Annotated in this window: 25 protein-coding genes and 1 other RNA gene; 17 read left to right on the forward strand and 9 right to left on the reverse strand. The window is 69.8% G+C overall.

All coding sequences use genetic code 11. The annotated features are described in order from the left end of the window. Nucleotides 1–128 precede the first annotated feature (128 nt). The 5 genes from AC07OY_RS05645 (at nt 129) to AC07OY_RS05665 (ending at nt 6227) form a co-directional block, all read left to right on the forward strand. Complete coding sequence (locus AC07OY_RS05645; protein WP_495041535.1) at nt 129–1898, forward strand: HDOD domain-containing protein; 1770 nt, start codon at nt 129–131, stop codon at nt 1896–1898. Nucleotides 1899–1908: 10 nt separating this feature from the next. Then, the gene (locus AC07OY_RS05650) at nt 1909–4287 is read left to right on the forward strand and encodes a protein kinase domain-containing protein (RefSeq protein WP_495041536.1); all 2379 of its coding nucleotides are present in this window, start codon (nt 1909–1911) and stop codon (nt 4285–4287) included. A gap of 191 nt (nt 4288–4478) precedes the next feature. Continuing rightward, entirely contained in the window at nt 4479–4850 is a 372-nt protein-coding gene (locus AC07OY_RS05655) for a DUF4398 domain-containing protein (RefSeq protein WP_495041537.1), read from the forward strand. A 20-nt stretch (nt 4851–4870) separates the two neighbouring features. Continuing rightward, complete coding sequence (locus AC07OY_RS05660; RefSeq protein WP_495041538.1) at nt 4871–5785, forward strand: OmpA family protein; 915 nt, start codon at nt 4871–4873, stop codon at nt 5783–5785. Nucleotides 5786–5810: 25 nt separating this feature from the next. Beyond that, entirely contained in the window at nt 5811–6227 is a 417-nt protein-coding gene (locus AC07OY_RS05665; RefSeq protein WP_495041539.1) for a hypothetical protein, read from the forward strand. Nucleotides 6228–6265: 38 nt separating this feature from the next. Here the strand turns inward: AC07OY_RS05665 and AC07OY_RS05670 are convergent, their stop codons facing one another. The 5 genes from AC07OY_RS05670 to AC07OY_RS05690 form a co-directional block, all read right to left on the reverse strand. Next, a complete protein-coding gene (locus tag AC07OY_RS05670; RefSeq protein WP_495041540.1) occupies nt 6266–7378 on the reverse strand; it encodes a Kelch repeat-containing protein in 1113 nt (370 codons plus the stop codon). Nucleotides 7379–7501: 123 nt separating this feature from the next. Beyond that, on the reverse strand, nt 7502–9619 hold the full coding sequence (locus tag AC07OY_RS05675) for a winged helix-turn-helix domain-containing protein (RefSeq protein WP_495041541.1): 2118 nt from the start codon (nt 9617–9619) through the stop codon (nt 7502–7504). A gap of 33 nt (nt 9620–9652) precedes the next feature. Continuing rightward, nucleotides 9653–9750: signal recognition particle sRNA small type (gene ffs / locus AC07OY_RS05680), an RNA gene on the reverse strand. A gap of 28 nt (nt 9751–9778) precedes the next feature. After that, entirely contained in the window at nt 9779–10165 is a 387-nt protein-coding gene (locus AC07OY_RS05685) for a SirB2 family protein (RefSeq protein ID WP_495041542.1), read from the reverse strand. 171 nt (nt 10166–10336) lie between these two features. Further along, nucleotides 10337–11446: an AIR synthase related protein gene (locus AC07OY_RS05690; protein ID WP_495041543.1), complete on the reverse strand. Its 1110-nt coding sequence runs from the start codon at nt 11444–11446 to the stop codon at nt 10337–10339. A 45-nt stretch (nt 11447–11491) separates the two neighbouring features. On the opposite strand from AC07OY_RS05690, the gene dnaX reads away from it, so the two are divergent. From dnaX to AC07OY_RS05710, 4 genes are all read left to right on the forward strand, one after another. Beyond that, a complete protein-coding gene (gene dnaX / locus AC07OY_RS05695; RefSeq protein ID WP_495041544.1) occupies nt 11492–13345 on the forward strand; it encodes a DNA polymerase III subunit gamma/tau in 1854 nt (617 codons plus the stop codon). 18 nt (nt 13346–13363) lie between these two features. Continuing rightward, entirely contained in the window at nt 13364–13690 is a 327-nt protein-coding gene (locus AC07OY_RS05700; protein WP_310324841.1) for a YbaB/EbfC family nucleoid-associated protein, read from the forward strand. Between the two features lie 136 nt (nt 13691–13826). Beyond that, entirely contained in the window at nt 13827–14408 is a 582-nt protein-coding gene (gene recR / locus AC07OY_RS05705; protein ID WP_495041545.1) for a recombination mediator RecR, read from the forward strand. A 21-nt stretch (nt 14409–14429) separates the two neighbouring features. Continuing rightward, nucleotides 14430–14822, forward strand: coding sequence for an MAPEG family protein (locus AC07OY_RS05710; RefSeq protein ID WP_495041546.1), 393 nt, complete (start codon nt 14430–14432; stop codon nt 14820–14822). Nucleotides 14823–14831: 9 nt separating this feature from the next. Here AC07OY_RS05710 and AC07OY_RS05715 read toward each other — a convergent pair whose 3' ends face one another. Next, entirely contained in the window at nt 14832–16400 is a 1569-nt protein-coding gene (locus AC07OY_RS05715; protein WP_495041547.1) for a transglycosylase SLT domain-containing protein, read from the reverse strand. Beyond that, the gene (gene gloB, locus AC07OY_RS05720; RefSeq protein WP_495041548.1) at nt 16397–17206 is read right to left on the reverse strand and encodes a hydroxyacylglutathione hydrolase; all 810 of its coding nucleotides are present in this window, start codon (nt 17204–17206) and stop codon (nt 16397–16399) included. Before gloB ends, AC07OY_RS05715 begins: the two co-directional genes overlap by 4 nt. Before the next feature lie 39 nt (nt 17207–17245). Between gloB and AC07OY_RS05725 the strand changes: the two genes are divergently transcribed. From AC07OY_RS05725 to dcd, 5 genes are read left to right on the forward strand one after another with little or no spacing between them, the layout of a single operon-like run. Beyond that, nucleotides 17246–17950 carry a class I SAM-dependent methyltransferase gene (locus AC07OY_RS05725; RefSeq protein WP_495041549.1) on the forward strand — a complete coding sequence of 235 codons (705 nt, stop codon included), beginning with the start codon at nt 17246–17248 and terminating at the stop codon, nt 17948–17950. Beyond that, nucleotides 17947–18435 (forward strand): ribonuclease HI, encoded by a 489-nt coding sequence (gene rnhA, locus AC07OY_RS05730; protein ID WP_495041550.1) that lies wholly within the window; start codon nt 17947–17949, stop codon nt 18433–18435. Before AC07OY_RS05725 ends, rnhA begins: the two co-directional genes overlap by 4 nt. 22 nt (nt 18436–18457) lie before the next feature. Continuing rightward, nucleotides 18458–20473: an amidohydrolase family protein gene (locus AC07OY_RS05735; RefSeq protein ID WP_495041551.1), complete on the forward strand. Its 2016-nt coding sequence runs from the start codon at nt 18458–18460 to the stop codon at nt 20471–20473. Further along, entirely contained in the window at nt 20470–22032 is a 1563-nt protein-coding gene (locus AC07OY_RS05740; RefSeq protein WP_495041552.1) for an ABC transporter substrate-binding protein, read from the forward strand. The genes AC07OY_RS05735 and AC07OY_RS05740 overlap by 4 nt, the downstream gene beginning before the upstream one ends. 14 nt (nt 22033–22046) lie before the next feature. Further along, a complete protein-coding gene (gene dcd / locus AC07OY_RS05745) occupies nt 22047–22613 on the forward strand; it encodes a dCTP deaminase (RefSeq protein ID WP_495041553.1) in 567 nt (188 codons plus the stop codon). A 9-nt stretch (nt 22614–22622) separates the two neighbouring features. On the opposite strand, the gene AC07OY_RS05750 is transcribed toward dcd, so the two are convergent. Both AC07OY_RS05750 and AC07OY_RS05755 read right to left on the reverse strand, forming a co-directional pair. Next, on the reverse strand, nt 22623–22853 hold the full coding sequence (locus AC07OY_RS05750) for a hypothetical protein (RefSeq protein WP_495041554.1): 231 nt from the start codon (nt 22851–22853) through the stop codon (nt 22623–22625). A gap of 10 nt (nt 22854–22863) precedes the next feature. Continuing rightward, on the reverse strand, nt 22864–23349 hold the full coding sequence (locus tag AC07OY_RS05755) for an SRPBCC family protein (RefSeq protein ID WP_495041555.1): 486 nt from the start codon (nt 23347–23349) through the stop codon (nt 22864–22866). 85 nt (nt 23350–23434) lie between these two features. On the opposite strand from AC07OY_RS05755, the gene AC07OY_RS05760 reads away from it, so the two are divergent. Genes AC07OY_RS05760 through AC07OY_RS05770 form a run of 3 tightly spaced genes read left to right on the forward strand, consistent with a single transcriptional unit; the run spans nt 23435 to nt 25377 of the window. After that, a complete protein-coding gene (locus AC07OY_RS05760; protein ID WP_495041556.1) occupies nt 23435–23842 on the forward strand; it encodes a cupin domain-containing protein in 408 nt (135 codons plus the stop codon). 9 nt (nt 23843–23851) lie between these two features. After that, nucleotides 23852–24565 carry a sigma-70 family RNA polymerase sigma factor gene (locus AC07OY_RS05765; RefSeq protein WP_495041557.1) on the forward strand — a complete coding sequence of 238 codons (714 nt, stop codon included), beginning with the start codon at nt 23852–23854 and terminating at the stop codon, nt 24563–24565. An 11-nt stretch (nt 24566–24576) separates the two neighbouring features. Further along, nucleotides 24577–25377 carry a cupin domain-containing protein gene (locus tag AC07OY_RS05770; protein ID WP_495041558.1) on the forward strand — a complete coding sequence of 267 codons (801 nt, stop codon included), beginning with the start codon at nt 24577–24579 and terminating at the stop codon, nt 25375–25377. Nucleotides 25378–25457 lie beyond the last annotated feature (80 nt).

Here is a 25457-nt window from a genome sequence, read left to right on the forward strand (position 1 = left end):
ACAAGCTGTCGATTGCAGGCGGATGGGGAGGAAATCCGTCGCATTTCGACGCTTGGCAGCAAGCTCGCCCCATCTAGCCTGGAGTCCAATGCAGGGACACCAACTGTTACAGCCTGCCCACGTCTGCCGTGCCTGAAACCAGCCCTGCCGCCCCACCGCTGAAAGGCTTTGGCCGCTTCGAGCTGCGCGCCCTGTTGTCCAAGAGCGCCCGCAGCCTGATCTGGCGCGTCTTCGATCCTCGCCATGGCCAGGAGCTGATGCTGTGCATGCCGCGCGACAAGCCCAACAGCGCAGCGGCCCTGGAGCATTGGCTGCGCATGGCCCAGGGTGCCGAGCGCGTTCAGCATCCCAATCTCGCACCGCCCTTCGAGATCGGCCAGGTCGAGAGCTGGCCTTACGTCGCCTATGACCGCGCCTTGGGCGAGACCCTGGACGAGCGCCTCGCCCGCCAGAACGCGCCCCTGCCCATCGACGCGGCCAACTGGATCGCCCAGCTGCTGGAAGGCCTGGCCTTTGCGCACGAGGCCGGCCATGCCCATCGCGACATCCAGACGGCCAGCCTTGTCATCGACGCCGGCGACAAGGTGCGCCTGGTCGGCCTGGAAGTGGCCCAGGAGGTCTTCCCGGCCACCGTCGACTTCAATGCCGTGACCCGCCGCGCCGTGCGCGAGTCGGCCGAGGAGGACGTGCTCTGCGTCGGCCTGCTGCTCAACCGCATCCTCAGCGGCAAGGCGGTGCTGGAAGAGAACGACCTGCAGCATGTGGTGCAGCAGATGCAGCCCATGGGCCGCGAGATGGTGAGGCTGGGCTGGGAGACCCCCCACCCCATCGCCGACCCGCTGCGCGCCATCTGCAACCGCGCCACCGACCGCCAGCTGCGCCAGCGCTACCACCTGGCGCGCAGCTTCTGGCGCGCCCTGGACGGCTGGCGCCAGGCCGCCGCCCACGACGACGGCGGGCCCATCGTGCTGCTGCTGGACAAGCTGCAGCGCATTGGCCACCTGCCGACGACGACCTCCGGCCTGCACCGCTTCACCGGCGGCTCGGGCTTCGAGGGCCAGCATGCCAGCGCCATGTCGGAGTACGTGCTCAAGGACATGGCCCTCAGCCTGGAGCTGGTGCGCCGCGTCAACAACGCGCTGAAGGCTTCCGGCCACCAGGGCGAGACCATCCTGAACATGCAGCGCGCCATCCAGATGCTGGGCCTGGACGGGCTGCAATACGCCGCCAATTCGCTCAAGCCCTGGCCGGGGCCGCTGCCGCCGGTCGCCGCCGAGATGCTGCGCCAGCTGATGGCCCGCGTGACCAAGGCCGCTCAGGTGGCGCAGGCGCTGCGCCCGGCCGGCTATGACGGCGAGGTCGTGCACCTGATCACCGTCATGCAGAACCTGGGGCGCCTGCTGCTGCAGTACCACTTCCCCGACGACGCCCAGCAGATCCGCCAGCTGATGGTGCCGCCCGAGCCGACCGAGGAGCAGCCCAACCCGCCGTCCCTGGGCGAGCAGGCTGCCGCCTATGCCGTGCTCGGCTGCGACCTGGACGCGCTGGGTGCGGCCGTGGCCCGCCACTGGGGCCTGGGCGACGAGCTGCTGCAGATGATCCGCCGCCAGCCGCTGGACGGCGCCGTGCATCCGCCGCGCAGCGACGCCGACACGCTGCGCCTGACCTGCAGCTTCGCCAACGAACTCGTCGACGCCCTCGGCCTGCCCGAGGCGCGCCGCCGCGCGGGCGTTGAAGTGGCCACGCGCCGCTATGCCAAGGCCCTGGGCCTGGGCCTGCGCGAGGTCATGGAGGCACTCAACCCCGGCGCCCAGAAGCCGCCCGCCGCGCCACCGGCGGACGCATCCGGCGCGGCCGGCTCGCTGCGCGAACGCCTGTCTGCCCGCGGCGGTTCGTAAGACGCTCGCCATGGCCGACGACATGCCTCCCCAGCTCGGCCGCTTCAGGCTGCTGCAGCGTCTGGGTGAGGGTGCGCAGGCGACGGTCTGGCTGGCGCATGACCCGCTGCTGGACCGCGAGGTCGCCGTCAAGCTGCTCAAGGCCATGACGGAGCAGGGCAGCGTCGACGAATGGCTGCACGAGGCGCGTGCCGTCAGCCGCCTGACCCATCCGAACATCGTGCCGGTCTTCGAGGCGGACACCCAGGGCGGCTGGTCCTACCTCGTCTTCGAGTACGTCAGCGGCGGCACGCTGAGCCAGCGCCTGCGCGCCGGCCCGCCGCCCACCGCGGCCGAGGCCGTCACGCTGATGCTGGGCATCCTGGACGGGCTGACGGCCGCTCACGCGGCCGGCCTGGTGCACCGCGACCTCAAGCCCAGCAACATCCTCATCGACGCCCGCGGCCGGCCGCGCGTGATGGACTTCGGCATCGCGGCGCGCGTGTCCAACGCCAATGCGCCCTCGCGCGTCGTCGGCACGCCGGGCTATATCTCGCCCGAGGCCGCGCGCGGCGCGCCGCCGCATCCGCAGATGGACGTGTTCGCCGCCGCCGTCATGCTGGCCGAGATGCTGAGCGGCCAGCGCCTCAACCACGACCCCGATCCCTGGCGCGCCGTCCAGCGCGTGCAGACCACCGACCTCGTGCTGCCCTCGGGCCTGGACCCCAGCGTCGACGACGCGCTGCGGGCCATCGTGCAGCGCGGCCTGGCGCGCGGCCCTGAAGCGCGCTGGCCCAGCGCCGCACTGCTGCGCGACGCACTGGCCGCCTGGCTGCGCCCCGTCGCCGAGCCCGATGCCGACGCCCAGGACGCGCCCGTGCTCGATTTCCTGTTGCGCCGCATGCGCCACAAGAGCGACTTCCCGGCGTTGTCCGATGCCATCGGCCGCATCCAGCGCCTGACGCAGTCCGAGAACGAGAGCCTGGCCAGCCTGTCCAACGAGATCCTCAAGGACGTGGCGCTCACGCAGAAGCTGCTGCGCCTGGTCAACACGGCCCAGTACCGGCATGCGGGCGGCGGCGGCATCAGCACGGTGTCGCGGGCCGTCGCGCTGATCGGCTTCGCCGGCATCCGCAACCTGGCGCTGAGCCTGGTGCTGCTGGAGCGCATGGAGAACAAGGGCCACGCGAAGCGGCTGCGCGAGGACTATCTGCGCTCGCTGATGGCGGCCTCGCTGGCGCGCGAGCTCTGCCCCAACCCGCGCGAGGCCGAGGAGGCCTTCCTCGGCGCGATGTTCCACCACCTCGGCCGCTCGCTGACGGAGTTCTATTTCCCCGAAGAGGCCGACGCCGTGCGCCGCCTCGTCAGCCCGGCCGAGGATGGTCAGCCGGCCCTCAGCGAGGCTTCGGCCTCGGCCCAGGTGCTGGGCATGAGCTACGAGGCCCTGGGCCTGGGCGTGGCCAAGCAATGGGGCCTGCCGGACAGCCTGCAGCGCGCCATGCGCCGGCCCAGCGGCGAGCCGCCGCAGCGCCAGCTGGAAGAAGGCACCGAGCGCCAGCGCTGGCTGGCGCGCGCCAGCAACGACATGGCCGACCTCATCCTCAACACGCCGCCCGAGCAGGCCCACGCCAAGCTGCGTGCCATGGCCCAGCGGCATTCGCGCGCTTTGGGGCTGAGCGCCGAGGCCTTCGAGAAGGCCGCCGACACGGCGCGCCAGCATCTCGCGCAGATGACCGAGGCTTTGGAGCTGCATCTGCCCAAGGACTCGCGCGCCCAACGCCTGCTCGCGCCGCTGACGCCTTCGGTGCATGACTCGCTGACCGCGCACGAGCTCGCGCCCACCCTCGTCATGGAGCGCACCCAGGCCACCGCGCCGCAGACGCCCGCTGAAGCCGCCACCCAGCTGCTGGCGGCCGGGGTGCAGGACATCACCGACGCCATGGTCGAGCACTTCCAGCTCAATGCCGTGCTGCGCATGATCCTGGAGACCATCTACCGCGCCCTGGGCTTTCGCCGCGTCGTCTTCTGCCTGCGCGATGCGCGTGGCCAGGCCCTGACGGGGCGGCTGGGCGTCGGCGCCGATGTGGAGCGCCTCGCGCCGCTGCTGCGCATCGATCTGACCAGCCAGCCGCCCGACCTGTTCGCCGCCGTCTGCCTGAAGGGGGCCGATACGCTGATCCAGGACGCCCGCGCCGCCAACATTGCGCCGCGGCTGCCGAGCTGGTTCCGCGGCGAGCTGCAGGCGCAGAGCTTCCTGCTGCTGCCCCTGATGCTGAAGGGCGCGCCCCTCGGGCTGATCTATGCCGACCACGCCGTGGACGGTGCCGTGCAGCTGGGCGAGAAGGAGTTGTCCTTGCTCCGCACGCTGCGCAATCAGGCCGTGATGGCTTTCAGACAAGCCACCGGCTAGTTCCTGAGCATTCCGACAGGGGTGTAGGGCCTGTCCCACATGCCTTGAGGCCGCAGGCTGACCACAGTCGCACCGGCCGGCTGACTGGGGCCGGGACCGCCGTCGCGAATACTGGATTTGCATCCTGAAAAGAACCCGAGCCCGGCGGGGGCGATGCTGATCGCCGGGGAACGCAAATCACAGGAGTTCCTATGAATCCCCATTCGATGATGAATGGCCGAGCGGCGTTGTTGGCGGTGGTTGCCGCCACCGCTCTGGCCGGTTGCGCCTCCACTGGCGACGCTCCCAAGGAGCAGATGGCGGTGGCCAATGCCTCTGTCGACCAGGCCACCGGCAACGCGGCCGAGGCCCCTGCCGAGCTGAGCACCGCCCGCGACAAGCTGGCCCGCGCCAACGCCGCCATGGCCCGCAAGGACTATGTGGCCGCCCGCCAACTCGCCGACGAGGCCGCCGCCGACGCGGCCCTGGCCCAGGCCCAGGCTCGCACCGCCCGCTCCAGCCGCGCGCTGGCCGAGGTCAACGAAAGCATCCGGCAGCTGCAGGCGCAGCTGAACCGTTCCTGATCATCGAAAGGACCGTCATCATGAAGTTCGCTTCCACCCTGACCACGCTGGCCGCCGCTGCCGCCCTGATGGCCGGCTGCGCCAGCGCCCCCACCGTCACGCCCGGCCTGCAGCAGGCGCGCAGCAATGTGCGCGCCGCCGAGGCCGACCCGGCCGTGCTGAAGTACGCCTCGCTGGACGTCAAGAAGGCCGGCGATTCGCTGAAGCGCGCCGAGGAACTCGCCGCCAAGCGTGAATCCCCCGCCGACATCGACTCGGCCGCCTATGTCGCCTCGACCCAGGCACGCACCGCCATGGCCCTGGCCAAGGCCGCGACCGAGGAAGAGGCCATCAAGGCCGCCGAGGCCGACCGTGAACGCGCGCGTGCCGATGCCAATGCCCGCCGCGCCAGCGCCGCGCAGGCGCAGGCTGCCAACGCGCAGATCGCCGCGGCCAATGCCAGCGCCGATGCCAACGCCGCGCGCCAGCAGGCCGCGGCCGCCAACATGGACGCCGCCCAGGCCCAGGCCCAGGCCGCCGCGCTGGCCAAGGAGCTCGCCGATCTGCAGGCCAAGCAGACCGACCGCGGCATGCTGGTCACCTTGGGTGATGTGCTGTTCGAGTTCGGCCGCGCCGAGATCAAGCCGGCTGCGCAGAACGAGATCGGCAAGCTGGCCAACTACCTGAACCAGCATCCCGACCGCCGCGTGCTGATCGAAGGCTTCACCGACAGCGTCGGCAGCGACGCCGCCAACCTGACGCTGTCGCAGCGCCGCTCCCTGGCCGTGGCCGAAGCGCTGCGCGCCCGCGGCGTCGATGCGACCCGCATCGAGTCACGCGGCTATGGCGAGGCCTATCCGGTGGCCAGCAACTCGAGCAACACCGACCGTGCCATGAACCGTCGCGTCGAGGTCTATATCTCGAACGACAACCAACCGGTTCGTGCCCGCGGCTGAGGCCGCATTCCGCAAGGAGATCGCCATGAAGAACCATCGATGTCATACCGCCGCCTGGCTGGCCGCCGCCCTGCTCGCCGTGAGCGGCGCCGCCCAGGCCGGCCCTAAGGCCAAGAACGTCGACTCGCTGCGCATGCAGTACGAGCGCGAGCGCGCCGCCTGCATGACCGGCCAGACCAACCAGCCGCGCGACGTCTGCCTGAAGGAAGCCGGGGCGGCCTACGCCCAGGCGCGCCAAGGCCGATTGATCTCCTCGGATGATCGGCCGGAGCAGTGGGCCAGCAACGCCCTCAAGCGCTGCCAGGCCCAGCCAGCCGAAGACCGCGAGATGTGCGAGCGCCGTGTGCGTGAAGGCGTCGTGACGGGCAGCGTGCAAGCCGGCGGCGAGATGAAGACGCTGACCGTGAGGTCCACCGACATTCCCAAGTCACCGGGTGGTTGAACCTGGAATCAATGAACAGGGGGCTTTGTCCCCTGTTTTCAATTCGGCGGCTGGAAGCGGTACAGAGCCCGCGACTCGGTTCCCACTGCGTCCGAACCGCCCGTGAAGCCGCCCATCACATAGATGGCATTGCCCACCGCCACGGCGCCGAGGCCGTGGGCGCGGTAGGGCATGGCGTCCAGCACCTGCCAGCTGTTGGTGGCGGGGTCATAGCGCTCCACAGCATTGCTGACCGTGCTGCCGCTGGCCGTCGTCGCCTCGCCGCCGAAGACATAGAGCTTGCCGTTCAGCACGGCCGCCGCGATGCTGCCGCGTGCCGTCGGCAGGGCCGCCGCGGTCTGCCAGCTGTTGCTCACCGGGTTGTAGACCTCGTGGGTGGCCAGGCTCAGATGGTCGTTGCTGCGGATGCCGGGTGAGCGGCCGCCGATGACGTGGATCTGGGCGCCGATGACGCCGGCCGCCGCCGCATTGCGCGCGGTGGGCATGGCCGCCAGCGCTTCGTTGCTCCAGGCATTGCCGGCCGTGTCGAAGGCCGACACGCTGGCCAGGGACGCGCTGGCCGCATTGCTGAGGTTCCAGCCGCCGAGCATGTAGAGCTTGCCGTTCAGCGCCGCCGCGGCATGGGCGAAGCGGCCCGAGGGCAGGGCGGGGCCCAGGGTCCAGCTGTTGCTGGCCGGGTCGTAGACCTGCAGCGAGGTGCTGGCCTCGCCGCCCAGGGTGTAGATCTTGCCGCCCGCGGACAGCGCAGCAGTGTTGTCGGTGCCGCGCGGCAGGTTGGGGCCGGCGGCCCAGGTGTTGCCGGAGATGTCGTAGACATAGACCGTGCGGCTGGTGTCATAGCCGCCGGTGACGAAGAGCTTGCCATTCACCTCGGCGACGCCGAACTTCGCGGCGCCGCCGGGCAGGTCGGCCAGGGCGGTCCAGCCGGCCGGTGAGGGTGCCGGTGCAGGCGCCGGGGCGGGAGCAGGGGCCGGGGCCGGCGAGGGAGCGGGCGCAGGCGTCGGTGCTGGCGCGGGAGCCGGGGCCGGGGCCGGGGCCGGGGCAGGCGCTGGAGAGGGCGCCGGCGCATCGCTGCCGCCACCGCCGCAGCCGGACAGGCTGGACAGCAGGGTGAGCAGGAACAGCAGGGGAAGGGGGTGGCGTGCGGGCAAGGTGATCTCCTTTTTGGCGGGTCAGGCCATTAGGAAATCCCGCCTCGATGCCGGGCAAGCGTTCGCCCTCCAATCGGCATCCAGCCGCCATCCAAAATAAATTCCGCCAGACGAATCAACGACTTAGCGAGCCAGCATCAGGTCGGCATAGGCCAGGTCGGCGAGCTCGACAAAGGCGCTGCGCCCGCCCGCGCCGAGGCTGAAGGCAGCCATCTCCGGGAAGCTGCCCAGCGCATGCCGGGCCAGCACGCGGCGCGGGCCGCCTTTCCAGGGCATCAGCTCGAAGCGTTCGGCGTCCGAGCGGGTCAGGGCCAGCAGGCCTTCGGGGTGCAGGGTCCAGTCGACCAGGCTGGCGCCCTCGGCGGCGACGTCCAGGGCCTGCATGCTGCCGTCCGCGAGCGTCCACGCCAGCAACTGGGAGGAGCCGGCCGGCTGGTAGTAGAGGCTGCGCCCGTCGCTGGCGACCCGGCTGGCCTCGGCCGGCGCCGGAGCCTTGGCCAGGGCCTGGCCGCCGCTGCCGTCCGCGGCGAAGCGCCAGACCTGCCATTCGCTGGCCGTCTTGCCACCGCGGTTGCTGCTGATCCAGATCTGCTCGCCATCCCAGGTCGGTGGACCGTAGAGGAAGCCGTCGGCGGCCAGGGCCCGGACCGCGCCGCCCTGGCCGTCCAGCAGGCACAAGCCGGTGCGCTGCTGCTCGCCGCAGTGGCCGACAAAGGCCAGCCGGCGCCCGTCGGCCGACCAGGCCGGCGCCGTGGCCCGGCCCGGCAGCCGGGTCAGGCCCTGGGCCTGGCCGCCGTCGAGGTGGGCGGTCCAGATCTGCGGCAGGCCGGAGCGGCGCGAACTGAAGGCCAGCAGGCGCTGGGCGGCATTGAAATCGGGTTGTCGGTCGGAAGCGACCGAGCCGATGAGGCGGCGCGGCGCGGCACTGTTGTCAGTTTCAGTGCCGTCCAGCCGCACCTCGCCGATGCTGACGTGGCTGCGCATCAGCGCATAGACGAGGTGGCCGTCGCGGCCCATGGCCGGCGCGCTGCCCTCCAGACCCAGCGGAACGGCGCGGGCGTGGCGGCGGTCCCAGCGCATCAGCATGCGGGAGTCGTGCTGGGTGGTGGCGTAGATCAGGTCCTGGCCGTTGGCCGCGTAGCTGATGCCATGCAGATAGTGCAGCTTCTCGCGGCTCAGGCGCGTGATGGCACCGCTGGCGATATCCAGCTCGAAGAGGTCGCGCGTGCCGCCGACCGGGTCGCTGCGGGCAAAGGCCAGGCGCTGGCCGTCGGGCGACCAGGCGGGCTGGTGGTCGGGCAGGGCCTGGGGCGAGTTGCGCGTCAGGCGCTGGGGCTTGCCGCCCTCGGGCGCGATCAGGAAGAGGCCGGCCTCGCCGGCCTGGTCGCCCGTGAAGGCGATGCGGTCGCCGCGCGGCGACCAGGCGACGATGGGCGTGAACAGCGGATGGCAGGGGGCGAGCGCGCGCCGGCTGGCGGCGCGCAGCTCGTAGATCCACAGCTGGCATTGCTCGGGGCTGGGTCGGGCCGCGAAGACGAGGGCCTGGCCGTCGGGCGACCAGGACAGGCCGACGATGTCGCCCACGCCGCCGCCGATGGCCTGCGGCTTGGCCTGGGTGTCGGCCGCGGTGCGCAGATAGAGCTCGGCCTGGCCCTGGCCCTGCCACCAGCCGAAGGCGAGCTGGCGGCCGTCGGGTGACAGCGCGCCGACGAATTCATGGCCGGCGTATTGCGTCAGCGGCGTGATGTTCCAGCTGACCGATTCGCTGGCCGGCGACGCCGCGCCGCGCTGCAGCCACCAGCCCATGGCGGCCAGAACCAGAGCCAGCAGCGCTGCCACGGCCGCCATCGGCCAGCGCCGGGCGGCGGGAGATGCTGCGGTGGCAGGAGCGTCGGGCAGGCGCTGCACCTGGGCGATGAGGCGATAGCCCTTCTTCGGGATGGTCTCGAGATAGCGCGGCGACTCGCTGTCGTCGCCCAGGGCCTGGCGTATGGACCAGATCGCGTTGTTGATGGCCTGGGGCGCGACGTACTCGTTGCCGTCCCAGATCAGCGCGACGATGTCCTCGCGCGGCACGGTCTGGCCGGCGCGCTCGGCCAGCAGCAGCAGCAGGGCCATGGCCTTGAAGCGCAGCGGGCGGACCTCGCCGTCGCGCAGCAGGCGGTTGCCCGCGGCATCCACCGTCCAGTCACCGACCTGGAAGGGCTGGCCGCTGAGCGGACGCGCGTCAGCCGTCGACATGGGCGGCGTCGGGCGTCAAAAAGGGAGGGGAGGGGTGACGAGCCTTACCCCCGGCACTGGTTGCAACGCTTAGGGCTGCTTGGTTCCCCACCTGACCCGGTTGGGCGCGCTTCCATGCGGGGAGGCCCGTCGACGAGCATTCTAACCGGGCCACGACAGTCAACCCGGGAGGAACTGGCGATTGATGGACAAGTCCATGGCCAGGGCCAGCAACGCGAGTGCGGTGAGGTAGCCCAGCAGATGCAGCCGTGCCTGGCTCATGGCCCAGTGGCCGCAGATCATGTAGCCCACCAGGGCGATGAGCTTGACGCCCAGCCACCAGTCGCGGATGGGGTGGTAGCCGATGGAACCCCACAGGCTCAGGCCGGTGACGACCAGGCAGGCATTGACGCCAAACACCACCACCAGCAGGCGGGCATCCTTTGCGAACGCTTGCACTTGAGCTGTGCCGAACTGCACCAACAGCCCGCGCACGAAAAACAGCCCCACGCTGCACCAAGCCAGCAGCACATGCCACTGGATCATCTGCGTGTAATACCAGCTCATGATGCCCCTCGTCCGGTCTCACCCTGCTGAACGCAGGCGAGCCCGGCCGGTCCCCCGAGGGGACGGCGATGCTTGCGGCATCGGGCCGCAAGCACATCGCCATGGCGGGCCGGCTTGGGAGCGGCCCGGCGCTCGGCCCGCGAAGCCAACCCGGGTTGTACGCGTGACATATCAGCGCAGCGCGAGGTCGTCTTCGCTGAAACGGATGTTGAGAGGCTCGATCAGCAACTGCTTCTCGCCCGCCTCGACCATGCCGGCCACCCAGGCGGCGATGCCGCAGTCGCGGGCGACCTGGGCGGTGCGCTCGGCGTCCTCGGCCTTGACGAAGATGGCGAAGCCGGCGCCCATGTTCAGCGTCGAATAGGCCTCGCGGTCGTCCTGGCCGGCCTGCTTCTGGATGAAGTCGAGCACGGCCGTCTTGGGCGGCACGGTGTGGATGCGGTAGGTCAGCTGGCTGGGGTGGCGCAGCAGCTTGCGCCAGCCGTGGCCGGTGATGTTGGCGCAGTAGTGGGGCGCGATGCCGGCCTTCCACAGCGCCTCGGTCACGGGCGAGTACAGGGCGGTAGGGGCCAGCAGGGCCTCGCCGTAGCTCAGGCCCGGCTCGATCTCGGTCAGATAGCCCTGGGGCAGGCGCTCGGCCAGCTTGCGGGCCAGGCTCAGGCCGTTGGCGTGGATGCCGCTGGAGGCCAGCAGCACGATGGCGTCGCCGGCGCCCAGCTTGTCGCCGACCGACAGGCGTTCCTTGGGGTTGATGAGGCCGGTGCAGGAGGCGGCCAGGTCGATGCGGCCGTCCTCAACGATGCCGGCCAGGGCCGGCGTCTCGCCGCCGCCCCAGGCGACCTGGCAGGTGTCGCAGGCGGCCTTCCAGCCGGCCACCAGGGCTTGCGCGCGCTGGGCGTCGCCGAACCAGTCGCTGCCGCCGGCGGCCCAGTAGGCCTGCACGACCAGGGGCGTGGCGCCGACGGTGATCAGGTCATTGACCGCCATCGCGATGGTGTCCTGGGCGATACCGGCGAAGAAGCTCTTGCCGGTCAGCTTGGCCATCTCGTCGGCCACCAGGGTCTTGGTGCCCAGGCATTCGACGATGGAGGCGATGTAGAAAGGGCCCACGTCCACGACATAGGCCGATTCGCCGCGCGAGGCCTTGACCTCGCTGAAGCCGTGGCCGGCGAGGTGGGAGGCGGTGGCGGCGGCGGCGCGCTGGGCCGTGATCTTCAGCGGGTCGATCAGGTCGTAGTTGACGCCGGCTTGGTCGTAGGTGAGGGGGGCTTGCGAGGTCATGGCGCGGGATTATCCCCGGTGGCCCCACCCATAGAATCCTGCCCCATGAGTTATCAGGTCCTGGCCCGCAAATACCGTCCGCAGAGTTTCGAGCAGCTCGTGGGGCAGGAGCATGTCGTGCAGGCCCTCGCCAATGCCCTGACGCAGGGCCGGCTGCACCACGCCTATCTGTTCACCGGCACCCGCGGCGTCGGCAAGACGACGGTGTCGCGCATCCTGGCCAAGAGCCTGAACTGCACCGGGGCTGACGGCACGGGCGGCATCACGGCCCAGCCCTGCGGCGTCTGCCCGGCCTGCCGGGACATCGACTCCGGCCGCTTCGTCGACTATGTGGAGCTGGACGCGGCGTCCAACCGCGGCGTCGAGGAGATCTCCCAGCTGCTGGACCAGGCCGTCTACAAGCCGGTCGTCGGGCGCTTCAAGGTCTACATGATCGACGAAGTGCACATGCTCTCGAACACCGCCTTCAACGCGATGCTGAAGACGCTGGAGGAGCCGCCCGACTACCTGAAGTTCGTGCTGGCCACGACCGACCCGCAGAAGGTGCCGGTCACGGTGCTGTCGCGCTGCCTGCAGTTCAATCTGCGGCCCATGGCGGCGGCCGACGTGCAGATGCACCTGACCAATGTGCTGGGCGCCGAGAGCGTGCCGGCCGAGCCTGGCGCGCTGCGCCTGCTGTCGCGGGCCGCGCGTGGCTCCATGCGCGATGCGCTGTCGCTGACCGACCAGGCCATCGCCTTCGGTGCCGGGTCGCTGAGCGAAGCCGGCGTGCGCCAGATGCTGGGCAGCGTGGACCGCGGCCATGTGGTGGCCATCGTCGATGCCTTGGCCGCGGCCAGCGGCGAGGCCGTCGTGGCCCAGGCCGATGCGCTGCGCGGTGCCGGGTTGTCTGCCGCCGGCACGCTGGAGGACCTGGCCACGCTGTTCCAGCAGATGGCCCTGGCCCAGGCCGCGCCCGCGGCCCTGGACGACAGCGACAACGAGACCGCCGAGATCCGCCGCCTGGCTGCCGCCTTGCCGGCCGACGAGATCCAGCTGATGTACAGCATGGCCCTGCATGGCCGTGCCGAGCTGCATCTGGCGCCCGATGAATACGCCGGCCTGCTGATGGTGCTGCTGCGCATGCTGGCCTTCCGGCCTGCTGGCACCCAACCCAAGGCCGTCAAGGCCGCCGCCCTGGTGAGGCCGGCGGCGGTGGCCAAGGCCGTCGTGGCCGTGCCCCTGCCCAAGGTGGCGCCGCCGGCGCCCGTGGTGGCACCCGTGGCCCCCAAGGCCGAGGCTCCCGCACCGGCGGTGGCCGCGCCCGTGGTGGCCGAGCCGCCCGCGGCCCCCAGGCTCAGCGACCGCCTGCGTCCCAAGCCCGTCGAGGCCCAGGCCGAAGAAGAGGCCATGGACCTGGATGGCCCGCCGCCCGATGACGCGCCGCCGCCGTGGATGGACGCGGACGACTCGCCCGCCCCGGTCGCTGCTGCGGCCCGCGAGGCCGAAGCCCCGCGCCGCGCCGAGTTGCGCGAGACGCCCGAGGGCGCCGAGTGGGCCGAGCGCATCGCGGCCTTGAACATCGTCGGCATGACCGGCGAGCTGGCCCGCCAGGCCCAGGCCCTGGGCTGCTCGAGCGTCGATGGCCGCGAGGTCTGGAGGCTGCGCGTCGAGCGCGAATCCCTGCGCGCGCCGGCCCTGGTCGCCAAGCTGGAAGCGGCGCTGAACGCCAGGCTGGACATCGAGGCCGGCGTGGCCGAAGACTCCATCGCCCTGCGCACCGTCGCCCGCGTCGAAGCTGAGCAACGCTCAGCCGAGGACCTCGCCGCCCAGCATCCGATGACGCGCACGCTGCTTTCCCAATTCCCGTCGGCACGCATCCTGCCGGGCTCCGTGCAGCCCGTGCTGACGACCTCTTGAGTAGACAAGGACACGATCATGATGAAGAACCAACTCGCCGGCTTGATGAAGCAAGCCCAGGCGATGCAGGACAACCTGAAGAAGGCGCAGGAAGAACTCGCCAATATCGAGGTCGAGGGCCAGAGCGGCGCCGGCCTCGTCAAGGTCGTCATGACCTGCAAGAACGAGGTTCGCCGCGTGACCATCGACCCCAGCCTGCTGGCCGATGACAAGGACATGCTGGAAGACCTCGTCGCCGCCGCCTTCAACGACGCCGTGCGCCGCGCCGAGGCCACCAGCAGCGAGAAGATGGGCAAGCTGACCGCCGGCATGCCCATGCCTCCCGGCATGAAATTTCCGTTTTGACCCACCCCCGAAGCGCTTCGCGCCTCCCCCTCGAGGGGGCGCAGCCAGTGGCCTGGCAAAGCCAGTTCCACGGCTGCCGCTTGATGGGATCGCGCCTGCGGCGGCGATCGTTTGCTGACGACAGGGTGGCTTCCGTTTGAACGCTCTGGATTCTCTTGTTGAGGCGCTCAAGCGCCTGCCTGGCGTGGGCCAGAAATCGGCCCAGCGCATGGCCTACCACCTGCTGCAGCATGACCGCACGGCCATGCCGCGGCTGGCCAATGCGCTGACGGCGGCGGGCGAGCGCATCAAGCATTGCGAGCGCTGCCACACCTTCAGCGAGAAGCCGCTGTGCATCGTCTGCGCGGACGCCAAGCGCGATGGCCGGCTGCTGTGCGTCGTCGAGACGCCGGCCGACCAGGCCGCGCTGGAGCGCACCGGCTCCTACCTGGGCTATTACTTCGTGCTGCTGGGCCGGCTGAGTCCGCTCGATGGTGTCGGCACGCGCCAGATCGGCGCGGCCGAGCTGCTGGCGCGGGCGGGCGAGGAGGGCGTAGAGGAGGTCATCCTCGCCACCAGCTTCACGGCCGAGGGCGAGGCCACGGCCCATGTACTGGCCGAGGCCCTGCGCGCGCGCGGCATCAAGTCGACGCGGCTGGCGCGCGGCGTGCCGATAGGCAGCGAACTCGAATATGTGGACCTGGGCACCATCGCCCATGCCCTGTCTGATCGACGTTGACCGCCGCTGAAGGAGGCCGCCTTGACGATTGCCCAGATCTGCCTGCTCCTCGCCTGCGTGCTGCCCCTGGGCTGCACCTGGCTGGCCAAGTCCAAGGGCTTCGGCAAGCGCCGCCGCGACGGCGGCTTCGACAACCACCAGCCCCGCGAATGGCTGGCCAGGCTGAGTGGCTGGCAGGCGCGCGCGAATTCGGCCCAGGCCAACAGCTGGGAGGCCTTGCCCGTCTTCATGGCCGGTCTGTTCGTGGCCCATCAGCACCAGGCCGCCCAGGCCACGGTGGATGCGCTGGCCATGGGCTTCATCGCCGCGCGCCTGGGCTTCATCGGCCTGTACCTGGCCGATCAGGCCCTGCTGCGCTCCCTGGTGTGGTCGGTGGGCCTGGCGGCCTGCGTCGCCCTCTTCTTCGTTCGCTGAAGCCCTGGCTCAGGGCGTGGCCGCGGCCACGACGGTGCGGCCCTTGCCGCCCTTGGCCTTGGGCTGAGGCTTGGCGGCCGCCACCTTGACCGATCTGGCAGGCGCCTTGGCCTTGGCCACAGCCGCCTTGGCAGGCGCCGCGGCGGTGTAGACCACGATGGCCTGGCCCGGCTTGAAGCGGCCGTTGGCGGCCACCTTGTTCCACTGCGCCAGCTGCTCGGCCCTGACCTTGTAGCGCGCCGCCACGCCGGCCACGGTATCGGCCTTGCCGGCCCTGTAGGTGACCTTGCGCAGCGGCGGCGCATCGGGCGCCAGGCTGAGGCTGGCCGTGTCGGCCAGGCGCTCGGAGACATCGGCATGCACATGCTCGCCGCGCGGCACCAGCAGCGTGGAGCCGGCCTTGACCAGCATCTTGGGCGGGATCTTGTTGATGTCGCGCAGCAGGGCCTCGCTGGTGCCGGCACGCTTGGCGGCTTCGCCCGGCGTCATGGTCTTGGGCACGACCCAGGCCGTCCAGCTGGCGAGCGGGCCGTTGTGGCGGGCCAGGTTCTCGGCGAAGGCGCTGGCCTGGTCATAGGGCAGCAGCACCTGCGGCGTGGCGGCGGCCAGGATGACCGGCTTGTTCATCTGCGGGTTGAACTGCTGGAAGGTCTCCAGCGTGATGCCGGCGAGCTGGGCGGCCAGGGCCACGTCGATGTCGCGCTCGATCTTCACACTCAGAAAATAGGGGTGGTTGGCCACCACCGGCAGCGTCAGCGCGTAGCGGTCCGGCGCGAAGACGATGTTCTTCACCGCCTGCAGCTTGGGGACGTAGTAGCGCGTCTCGTCGGGCATCTTCAGGCTGGCGTAGTCCGTCGCCAGGCCGAGCTTCTGGTTGCGCGCGATGGCCTTCTGCACATTGCCCTGGCCCCAGTTGTAGGCTGCCAGCGCGAGGTGCCAGTCGCCGAACTGCTTGTGCAGGCGGCCGAGGTAGTCGAGCGCGGCACGCGTGGAGGCCAGCACGTCGCGGCGGTCGTCGCGGAAGATGTTCTGCTTCAGGTCGAAGTCGCGGCCGGTGGCGGGCATGAACTGCCACATGCCGGTGGCCTTGGCGCTGGAGACGGCATGCGTGACGAAGGCGCTCTCGACGAAGGGCAGCAGGGCCAGCTCGGTGGGCATGCCGCGCTTCTCGACCTCGTCGACGATGTGGAAGAGGTAGCGGCTGCCGCGCGTCGTCATGCGCTCGACGTAGTCGGGCCGCGCGCTGTACCAGCCCTCGGCCTTGCGCACCCAGTCGTCGTCCAGGTCCTGCAGCTGGAAGCCCTTGCGCACACGGGCCCAGAGGTCGGCGTTCACCTCGGGGCTGTCGAGGTCGATCTTCTCGCCGGGGCGCAGGTTGTCCTCGAGCAGCTCGGCGGCCATGGCGCGCACCGGCAGGGCGGGCGTGGGCGTTGCGGCCGTGGCGCTGGCGACTGCAGCGGCGGCGGGCGGGGAGAGGGGCTGGGCCGGCGCTTCGTCCGGCAGGGGCGCGGTGGTGGTGGCACAGGCGGCCAGCAAACCGGCTAGCAAGATCGGGGACAGGCGGTGGATCAGTGTCATCGGAATCCGTTCTTCCATTCGCGCAGGGTGGCGAACACATCGACCGGGCTGGGCGCGGCCGGGAGTTTGAGAGGGGCGTGCCGCCGGGCGGACTCACGCAGGGCGGCGTCTGTGCAGCGCAGGAAAGGGTTGATGCGGACCTCGTTGCCCATGCGGCCGGGCAGGGTGGGGCGGCCGGCGCTGCGCTCGGCCTCGCACCAGGCGGTGTAGGCGGCCAGGGCCGTGTTGGCCGGGTCCACCTCGCGCGCGAAGCGCAGATTGGACAGGGTGTACTCGTGGGCGCAGCAGACCCGCGTTTCGGGCGGCAGGGCCGCCAGGGATTGCAGGGAGGCATGCATCTGCGCCGGCGTGCCCTCGAAGAGTCGGCCGCAGCCGGCGCTGAACAGGGTGTCGCCGCAGAACAGCAGCGGGTCGCCGTTCGACAAGCTCTCGGGAACGTCGGCCGCGAAATAGGCAATGTGACCCGCAGTGTGGCCGGGCACGTCCATGACGGCGAATTTCAGGCCGAGCAACTCGACCGTGTCGCCGCCGTGCAGGCGCTGGACCGGTTCGGGCAGCTTCTCGTGGATGGGGCCGTAGACGGGGCCTTGCAGGCGCGGGCGCAGCGCGTCGACGCCACCGACGTGATCGCCATGGTGATGGGTCAATAGAATGCCCGCGAGCGTCAGGCCCCGGGCATCGAGCGCCGCGGCCACCGGCGCGGCGTCACCGGGATCGACGACGAGGGCCTCGCGGCCGTTGTCCAGCAGCCAGAGGTAGTTGTCGTCAAAAGCGGGAATCGGCCTGAGCGTCCAGTTATGCGTCAAGGGCGCCAACACATGACAGATAAAGCGCCGAGTATAGATTTGGCAGCCTGGCTGCAAACCCCGCCCGGACAGCATCTGCTCGCCTGGGAGCAGGCCCAGGTGGATGCGGCCGTGGCCGATCTGTTCGGGTTCCATGCCTTGCAACTCGGCCTCCCCGAACTTGACGGTCTGTTGACCAACCGCATGCCGCACCGCTGGCTGGTCGGCCGCGATCTGCTGTGTGACTTCGATGCCCTGCCTTTCGAGAGTGCCAGCCTGGACCTGGTCCTGATGCCGCATGCGCTGGAACTGGCCCCCGACGCCCATGCCCTGCTGCGCGAGGTGGAGCGGGTGCTCAGGCCCGAGGGTCGCCTCATCGTCTTCGGCCTGAACCCGGCCAGCCTCTGGGGCCTGCGCCAGAACCTGGGCCGGCTCAAGCGCCGTGGCGAGCCCTATCTGCCGCGCGACGGCGAGTTCATCGGCTACTGGCGGCTGCGCGACTGGCTCAAGCTGCTGTCCTTCGACGTCGAGGCGGCGCGCTTCGGCATCTACCGGCCGCCGCTGCGCTCCGAGGCCTGGCTGCAGCGCTGGCGCTGGGTCGACGGCGTCGGCTCGCGCTGGTGGCCGGTGCTGGGCGCCGTCTATTTCATCCAGGCGGTCAAGCGCGTGCAGGGCATGCGCATGATCGGCCTGGCCAAGAACAAGCGCGTGGCGGCCAAGACTGCACCGGCCGTCGCGCTGAACAACCATCACAAAAAAGAATGACCGAAGAAGCACCCAAGCCTGCGCTGTCCATCAAGAAGCCGCAGGTCACGATCTACACCGACGGTGCCTGCAAGGGCAACCCCGGCCCCGGCGGCTGGGGTGCCTGGCTGTCCAGCGGCGGCCACGACAAGGAACTCTTCGGCGGCGAGCGCGAGACGACCAACAACCGCATGGAGCTGACCGCGCCCATCGAGGCGCTGGCCTCGCTCAAGCGCAGCTGCGACGTGGTCGTCTACCTCGACAGCGAATACGTGCGCAAGGGCATCACCGAATGGATCACCAACTGGCAGCGCCGCGGCTGGAAGACGGCCGACGGCAAGCCGGTCAAGAACGCCGACCTGTGGATGCGCCTGGACGCGCTGCGCAAGCTGCACACGGTGGACTGGCGCTGGGTCAAGGGCCATGCCGGCGACCCCGGCAACGAGCGCGCCGACATGCTGGCGAACAAGGGCGTCGCGGCCCTCAGTAAAGTGCGCGCCACCTAAGGACCCCACAGGGATTGCGCCCATGAAGCTCTTGCCCCCGTTGATCGCCCTGCTGCTGGCCGCTGGCTCCATGCAGGCCCAGGCCCAGACCTACACGGTGATGTGCGCCAAGGTGAGCTGCGGGCGTCTCCTGGTCAAGGAGACGGCCACGCGGCTGGAGACCGACCACAGCTACCGCAACAACGGCCGCGGCCCCGACCAGAAGGAGGTGATCGAGTTCGCCGCCGACGGCGCCTGGCTGAGCTACCGCACCGAGGGCGTGTCCACCTATGGCGCACGCATCGACGAGAGCTTCGAGCTGAAGGACGGCCGCGCCAGCTGGCGCTCGCCCGTCGACAAGGGCGACAAGCCCGGCGTGGGCCGCGACCTCGTCTACCTGCCCGTGCAGGCCACGCCGGCCTGGTCGGGCCGCATCGCCCGCACCTTGCTGCAGCGCCCCGACAAGCGGGCGGCGGCCCTGCCCGTGGGCCAGATCAGCATCGAGCGCGTGCAGGCGCTCAAGCCCGCGGGTGCGAGCTTCGACGTCGGCCTCTACGCCATCCAGGGCTTCGACCTCGAACCCGTCTACCTCTGGCTGCGCGAGGACAACCAGGGCTTCTTCGCCCAGGTTTCGCCGGGCTGGGGCGGCACCCTGCTGCAGGGCTTCGAAGGCGAGATGGACCGCCTGGCCGATGTGCAGAAGATCGCCCAGATCGAGAGGCTGCAGAAGCTGGCCAGGGAACTGCCCAAGCCGCTGCCCGGCCTCACCGTCATCGAGGGCGTGCGCTGGTTCGACTCGCAGGCCGCCAAGCTGCGCGGCCCGTCCGACGTCTATCTGTTCGACGGCCGCATCGCGGCAATTGCCAAGCCGGGCAGCCTGCAGAGTGCGGCGCCGGCCCAGCGCATCAGCGGCAAGGGCCGCACCCTGCTGCCCGGCTTCGTTGACATGCACTCGCATCTGGATGCCAGCGCGCTGCTGCTCAACCTGGCCTCGGGCGTGACGGCGGTGCGCGATGTCGGCAACAGCAACGACGACCTTGCCGAACTGCACGGCCGCATCGAGCGCGGCGAGGTGCTCGGTCCGCGCATCTCGGCGAATGGCTTCATCGAGGGCAAGAGCCCGTTCTCGTCGCAGGCCGATTTCGTGCCGGACAACCTGCCCGATGCGCTTGCCGCCATCGACTGGTATGCCGCCCGCGGCTACCGCCAGCTCAAGCTCTACAACTCCATCCGCCCCGAATGGGTCAAGCCCATGGTGGCGCACGCACGGTCCTTGGGCCTGCGCACAGGCGGCCATGTGCCGGCCTTCATGACGGCCAGCCAGGCCGTCGAGGCCGGCTATGACGAGCTGCACCACATCAACCAGCTGACGCTGAACTTCCTCGTCGGCAAGGGTGACGACACGCGCACCCTGCTGCGCTTCAACCTGCCCGGCGACAAGGCCGCCGACCTCAAGCTCAACGACCGCCGCAGCCAGGACTTCATCGCGCTGCTCAAGCGCAAGGGCACCATCGTCGACGCGACCATGACCGCGTTCGAGGCCACCTACACCCAGCGCCAGGGCCAGCCCAGCCCCAGCTATGCGATGGTGGCGGCCAATCTGCCGGCCGTCGTGCAGCGCGGCTATCTGTCGGCCGAGGTCGACATGGACGACGCCAAGGCCAGGCGCTGGGGCGCGAGCTGGAAGGTCATGATGGACCTGCTGCGCCGCATGCATGCGGCCGGCATTCCGCTGGTGGCCGGCACGGACGCAACGCCCGGCTTCGCCTTGCAGCGCGAGCTCGAGCTCTATGTGCAGGCCGGCATCCCGGCCGCCCAGGCGCTGAAGATCGCGACCTGGAATGGCGCGAAATACAGCGACCGCCTGAACGAGATCGGCAGCATCGAGCGCGGCAAGCGCGCCGACCTCGTGCTCGTTGATGGCGATCCGGTGGCCGACATCCGCGCCATCCGTCGCATCGTCCTGGTCATCCAGGGTGACAAAGCCCTGTCGCCGTCCTCTCTCTATCAATCCATGGGCATCCTGCCCTTTGTGCCGTCTGCGGAAATCGTGAAATGAAGCGTCTCGCTGTATTGCTGCTGGCCCTGCCGCTGCTGGCCCAGGCCGACACCACGCTGCGCTTCTGCGCCGCGGGCAGCCCCAAGACCTTCGACCCGGCGATGACCGACAGCGGCATCGACCATGTCGCCCACCTGCCCATCTTCGGCACCCTGATCGAGGTCAAGCGTGGCACCGACCAGTTCATTCCGGGCCTGGCTGCCAGCTGGACGCTGAGCGCTGACGGGCTGACCTATACCTTCGAGCTGCGCCGCGGCGTGGCCTGGCAGGCGAATGAGGAGTTCAAGCCGACGCGCGATTTCAATGCCGACGACGTGATGTTCACATTCGGCCGATTGCTGGATCGCGACAGCGCCTTCGCCAAGGCCCTGCCTGGCGTGTCGCCCTATGTGGCGTCCTTCGGCTGGGAGAAACTGATCCGCAAGGTCGAGAAGCTCGGCGACTACCAGGTTCGCATCACGCTGGCCGAGCGCGATGCCAGCTTTCTGCATGCGCTGACACTGGCCTTCGTGGCCATCGAGTCGGCCGAGCTGGGCGGCCAGCTGCTCAAGGCCGGCACGCCGCAGCGCATCACCCAGCTGCCCATCGGCACTGGGCCTTTCCAGCTCAAGAGCTTCCGGCCGGACGCCGTCATCCGTTACGTGAAGCACCCGGGCTGGTGGCGCAGGGACGAAAGGCCGCGCGCGGACCAGCTCGTCTTCGCGATCACCCCCGATGCCACGGTGCGCGCCCAGCGCCTCAAGCGCGATGAATGCGACATCGCGGCTCCGGTCGGCGCGGCCGAGCAGGCCGAGTTGCGCAAGAACCCGGCCATGAAATTCGCGACCGCGCCCGGCATGAACGTCGGCATCCTGGCCTACAACATCCAGCGCCCGACCCTTTCCAAGCTCGAAGTGCGCCAGGCCCTGGACATGGCCATCGACAAGGCCGCCATCCTTCGCACCGTCTACGGCGACGCCGGCACGATGGCCAGCACCCTTCTTCCCGCAGCCAGCTGGGCGCATGACGCGTCATTGAAGTCGGCCCCGCACAACCCGGCCATGGCCAAGGCGCTGCTGCAGAAAGCTGGCGTGCTGCCGTTGAACCTCACGTTGTGGGCCATGCCCGTGGTGCGTACCTACAACCCCAACGGCCAGTTGATGGCGCAGATGATCCAGGCCGATTGGGCCAAGGTGGGCGTCACTGCGCGCATCGTGACCTACGAATGGGGCGAGTACCTTCGCCGTATCGACGCCGGCGAGCACGACACTGCCTTGTTCGGCTGGAACGGCGATCCTGAGCCCGCCGGCACCATGGGCCAATTGGCCTGCGGCGCTGCCAGCGGCACGGGTGGCTGGTGCAACCCGGCCTATGACAAGTTGCTGGCTGAGGCCCGTCAGGCGCTCACGCAGGATGAGCGCAAGCGCCATTACGCCAAGGCCCAGCGCCTGCTGCTGGAACAGCTTCCCTGGACGCCCATGGCCCATGGCCGCCCGGCCGTGCCGCAGCGTGCGGCAGTCAAGGGCTTCATCCTGGACCTGGACGGCAGCATGTATTTCGACGGCGTGACCCCACGCTAAACGAGGAAAACGAGATGAGCATCAAGAGCGACAAGTGGATCCGCCGCATGTGCGAGCAGCACGGCATGATCGAACCCTTCGAGCCCGGCCAGGTGCGTGAGCAGGACGGCCGCAAGATCGTCAGCTACGGCACCAGCAGCTATGGCTACGACATCCGCTGCGCGCCCGAGTTCAAGGTCTTCACCAACATCCACTCGACGGTGGTGGACCCGAAGAACTTCGACGAGAACAGCTTTGTCGACGTCAACAAGGATGTCTGCATCATCCCGCCCAACAGCTTTGCCTTGGCGCGCACGATGGAGTATTTCCGCATCCCGCGCAATGTGCTGACGGTCTGCCTGGGCAAGAGCACTTACGCCCGCTGCGGCATCATCGTCAACGTGACGCCCTTCGAGCCCGAGTGGGAAGGCTATGTGACGCTGGAGTTCAGCAACACCACGCCGCTGCCCGCCAAGATCTATGCCGGCGAAGGCTGCGCCCAGGTGCTGTTCTTCGAGAGCGATGAAGTCTGCGAGACCAGCTACAAGGACCGCGGCGGCAAATACCAGGGGCAGGTGGGGGTGACGCTGCCGAAGGCTTGAGAGAGCGCTTCAGCGCGGACCGAGAACCATCCACATCACGACCGACAGGACGAAGGCGCAGAAGAGCAGCGCGAACCCGCGTTCCCGTTTGGTTGTTTTGACAGGAGTGCCGCCGGAGGTATTGGCGGGAAGCTGTTTCAGCGAGCGCCGCCTTGCCCGCATGGCGGCTAGCTTGAAGAGGAACAGAGCGACGACGAGCACGCCGAACATGGCGGTTCCAAGCGCTTGGGCGAGGGTCATCCAGCCGCCTTCACGCTGTCGTCGTCACAAGATACTGCATCAGCCCCATCCGCCCCGCCCGCATCACCCTTTTGTGATTCCAGCGGAACAGCGGCGCCAGCAGCGGCGCCGTCCAGGCCAGGATGCCCGGGGGCAGGGTGACGCGCCAGACAAAGGTCACGTCCGTATGGGCACCCAGCTCCGGCGCCGCCTGCTTCATCAGCCAGATGCCTTCGCCGGCCAGCGTGCCGGCTGCCTTGGCGCGCAGCCGCTCCTCGGTGATGACCTCGGTCACCTCCAGCGCCAGGTGCAGCCGGTAGCCCAGGCCGGTACGGAAGGTGATCTGGCGGATCACCCCCAGGCCGGTGCCGTCGCCGCTGCGCAGTTGCTTGACGTCGACGACGCCCGGCCACCAGCGCGGCCAGTGCTCGGTTTCGGTGATGGCCCGCCAGACGTGGCTGACCGGCGCGTCCAGGCGCCAATGGCTGACAAGGTCGAAATACGCGGTTTGAGACATGCAAAGGGGATACGCCGGACTACCCAGGGTAGATGCCGAGGATTACGCTGCATCCGGAAATCTTCACGCTGCGTAACTGCCTTTCATGACCTCGCCTTCCGCCACCCCCGCCCAGGCCCGCGCCATCCGCCGGCGCCTGCTGGAGCGCGTGGCCGACACCGATGACAGCCACCTGACCGTGCCCGCGGGTGCGGGCGGCTGGCAGGCCTACGGCGATGGGGTGCAGATCAAGGTCTTGCATGAGAACGCAGGCATTCTGAGCTATCTGCTCAAGCTCGCGCCCGGCGCCCGCCTCGAGGCCCACCGCCATCCCCAGGACGAGGAATGCCTGGTGCTGGAGGGCGTGCTGAAGGTCGGCAGCCAGGTCGAGGTCGGCCCCGGGGGCTACCACCTGGCCCGCGCTGGCAGCCTGCATGCCGGCATCAGCACCGAGACGGGTGCCACCATCTTTCTGCGCGGTGCCGAGCCGCATGTGGACCAGCTTCTGGTCTGAGGAGACGCCATGACCCTTCCTCATCCGAAAGAAACCGTCGACGAGCCGCCCGCGCCGGCACTGCTGTTCGACGACATCGAGCTGCGGGAGGCCGATGAGGAGGAGGACTGCGTCGTCGAAGCCGCGGCCGCCAAGCCCGGCTGCCCGACGCTGGATGACGCCCAGCTCGCCGCCTGGATAGACGCCATCGTCGACCATGACGAACGCGCGCTGCTGGCCTTGTACGAAGCGACGCTGTCACGCGTCTACGGCCTGGTGCTGCGCCTGGTGCGCCGGCCCCAGCTGGCCGAGGAGGTGGCCGAGGAGGTCTTTTTCCAGGTCTGGCGCCAGGCGCCGCGCTTCGATCCCGAGCGCGGCCGGCCGCTGACCTGGCTGCTGGGCATGGCCCGTTCGCGCGCCATCGACGCCATCCGCCGCGAGGCCCGTTTCCAGCACGAGGAGCTGGACGAGGAAAGCGCGCCGCTGTCGGCACCCACGGCCGAGTCCGGCGACGAGCTGCTGGCCGTGGCCCAGGGCCATGCCGAACTGCACCGGGCCCTTCTGCTGCTCAAGCCCCAGCCGCGCCAGCTCGTGGCCCTGGCCTTCTTCAACGGCCTGTCCCATGAAGAGATTGCCAGCCAGACCAGCCTGCCGTTGGGTACCGTCAAATCCCAGATCCGCCGCGCCCTGATCACGCTGCGCGAGGCCCTGGGCGACACTGGCGCGCACGCGCTGCCGGCCTGAAGGAGGGCGCCATGACGACGATGCCCACCACCCCCGAATCACGTGAAGACGACGACATGACGCCGCTGCTCAGCGAGCCCTTCGCGAGCGCCTGGGCAGCCCCAGCGTCGGCCGGCCGATTCGGCGAGCGCCTGAGCGGCCGCCTGCAGCAGTCGCTGGATGCCGAGCGCGGCATGGTGACCGTGCGCCGCCGCCGCACCGAGCCCGAGGCCCTGGCCGACGGCGTGCACCAGCGCTGGCTCTACCGCGCAGACCAAGGCCGCGCGCTGCGTCCGGGTGAACCGCGCACGGCCCGTGTCATCGAGCTGCAGCCCGGCGCCCGCCTCGACATGAGCGCTGCCGGAGCCCGCGAATTCCTGGTCGTGCGCGGCAGCCTGACCGTGGACGCCGAACCCTTGAGCCTGCGTGACTTCCTGCTGCTGCCGGCCGGCGCCACGCCTCAGCTGGCGAGCCGCGACGGCGCCCATGTCTTCGTGCGCGAAGCCGAGGGCCCGGTCGAACGCACCCTGGTGCGCGACGCCGACGCCGGTTGGCCCGAGTTCGCGCCCGGCATCCGCCGCCGCGTGCTGTGGACGGCCGACGGCCAGGCCGCCTTGCTCTACCGCGCCGACCCCGGCGCCAGCGTGCCCGTGCACAGCCATGGCCATGACGAGGAATGCCTGATGGTGCAGGGCGAGCTCTTCCTGGACGACCTGCTGCTGCAGCAGGGCGACTACCAGCTCGCTCCCGCAGGCACCGGCCATCGCATCACCGAGACCGACACCGGCGTCATCATCTACGCCCACGGCGACCTCGACCTGCAGTTCACTTGAGCCCGATGAGCCGGAGTTAGCCCGGGCTTTTCGGGCTTAATCCGGCCTTTGTTTTGCCGAGGCCTCGGCACCATGGCTAC

The sequence above is a fragment of the Roseateles sp. GW821-FHT09H10 genome (genome assembly GCF_059415865.1).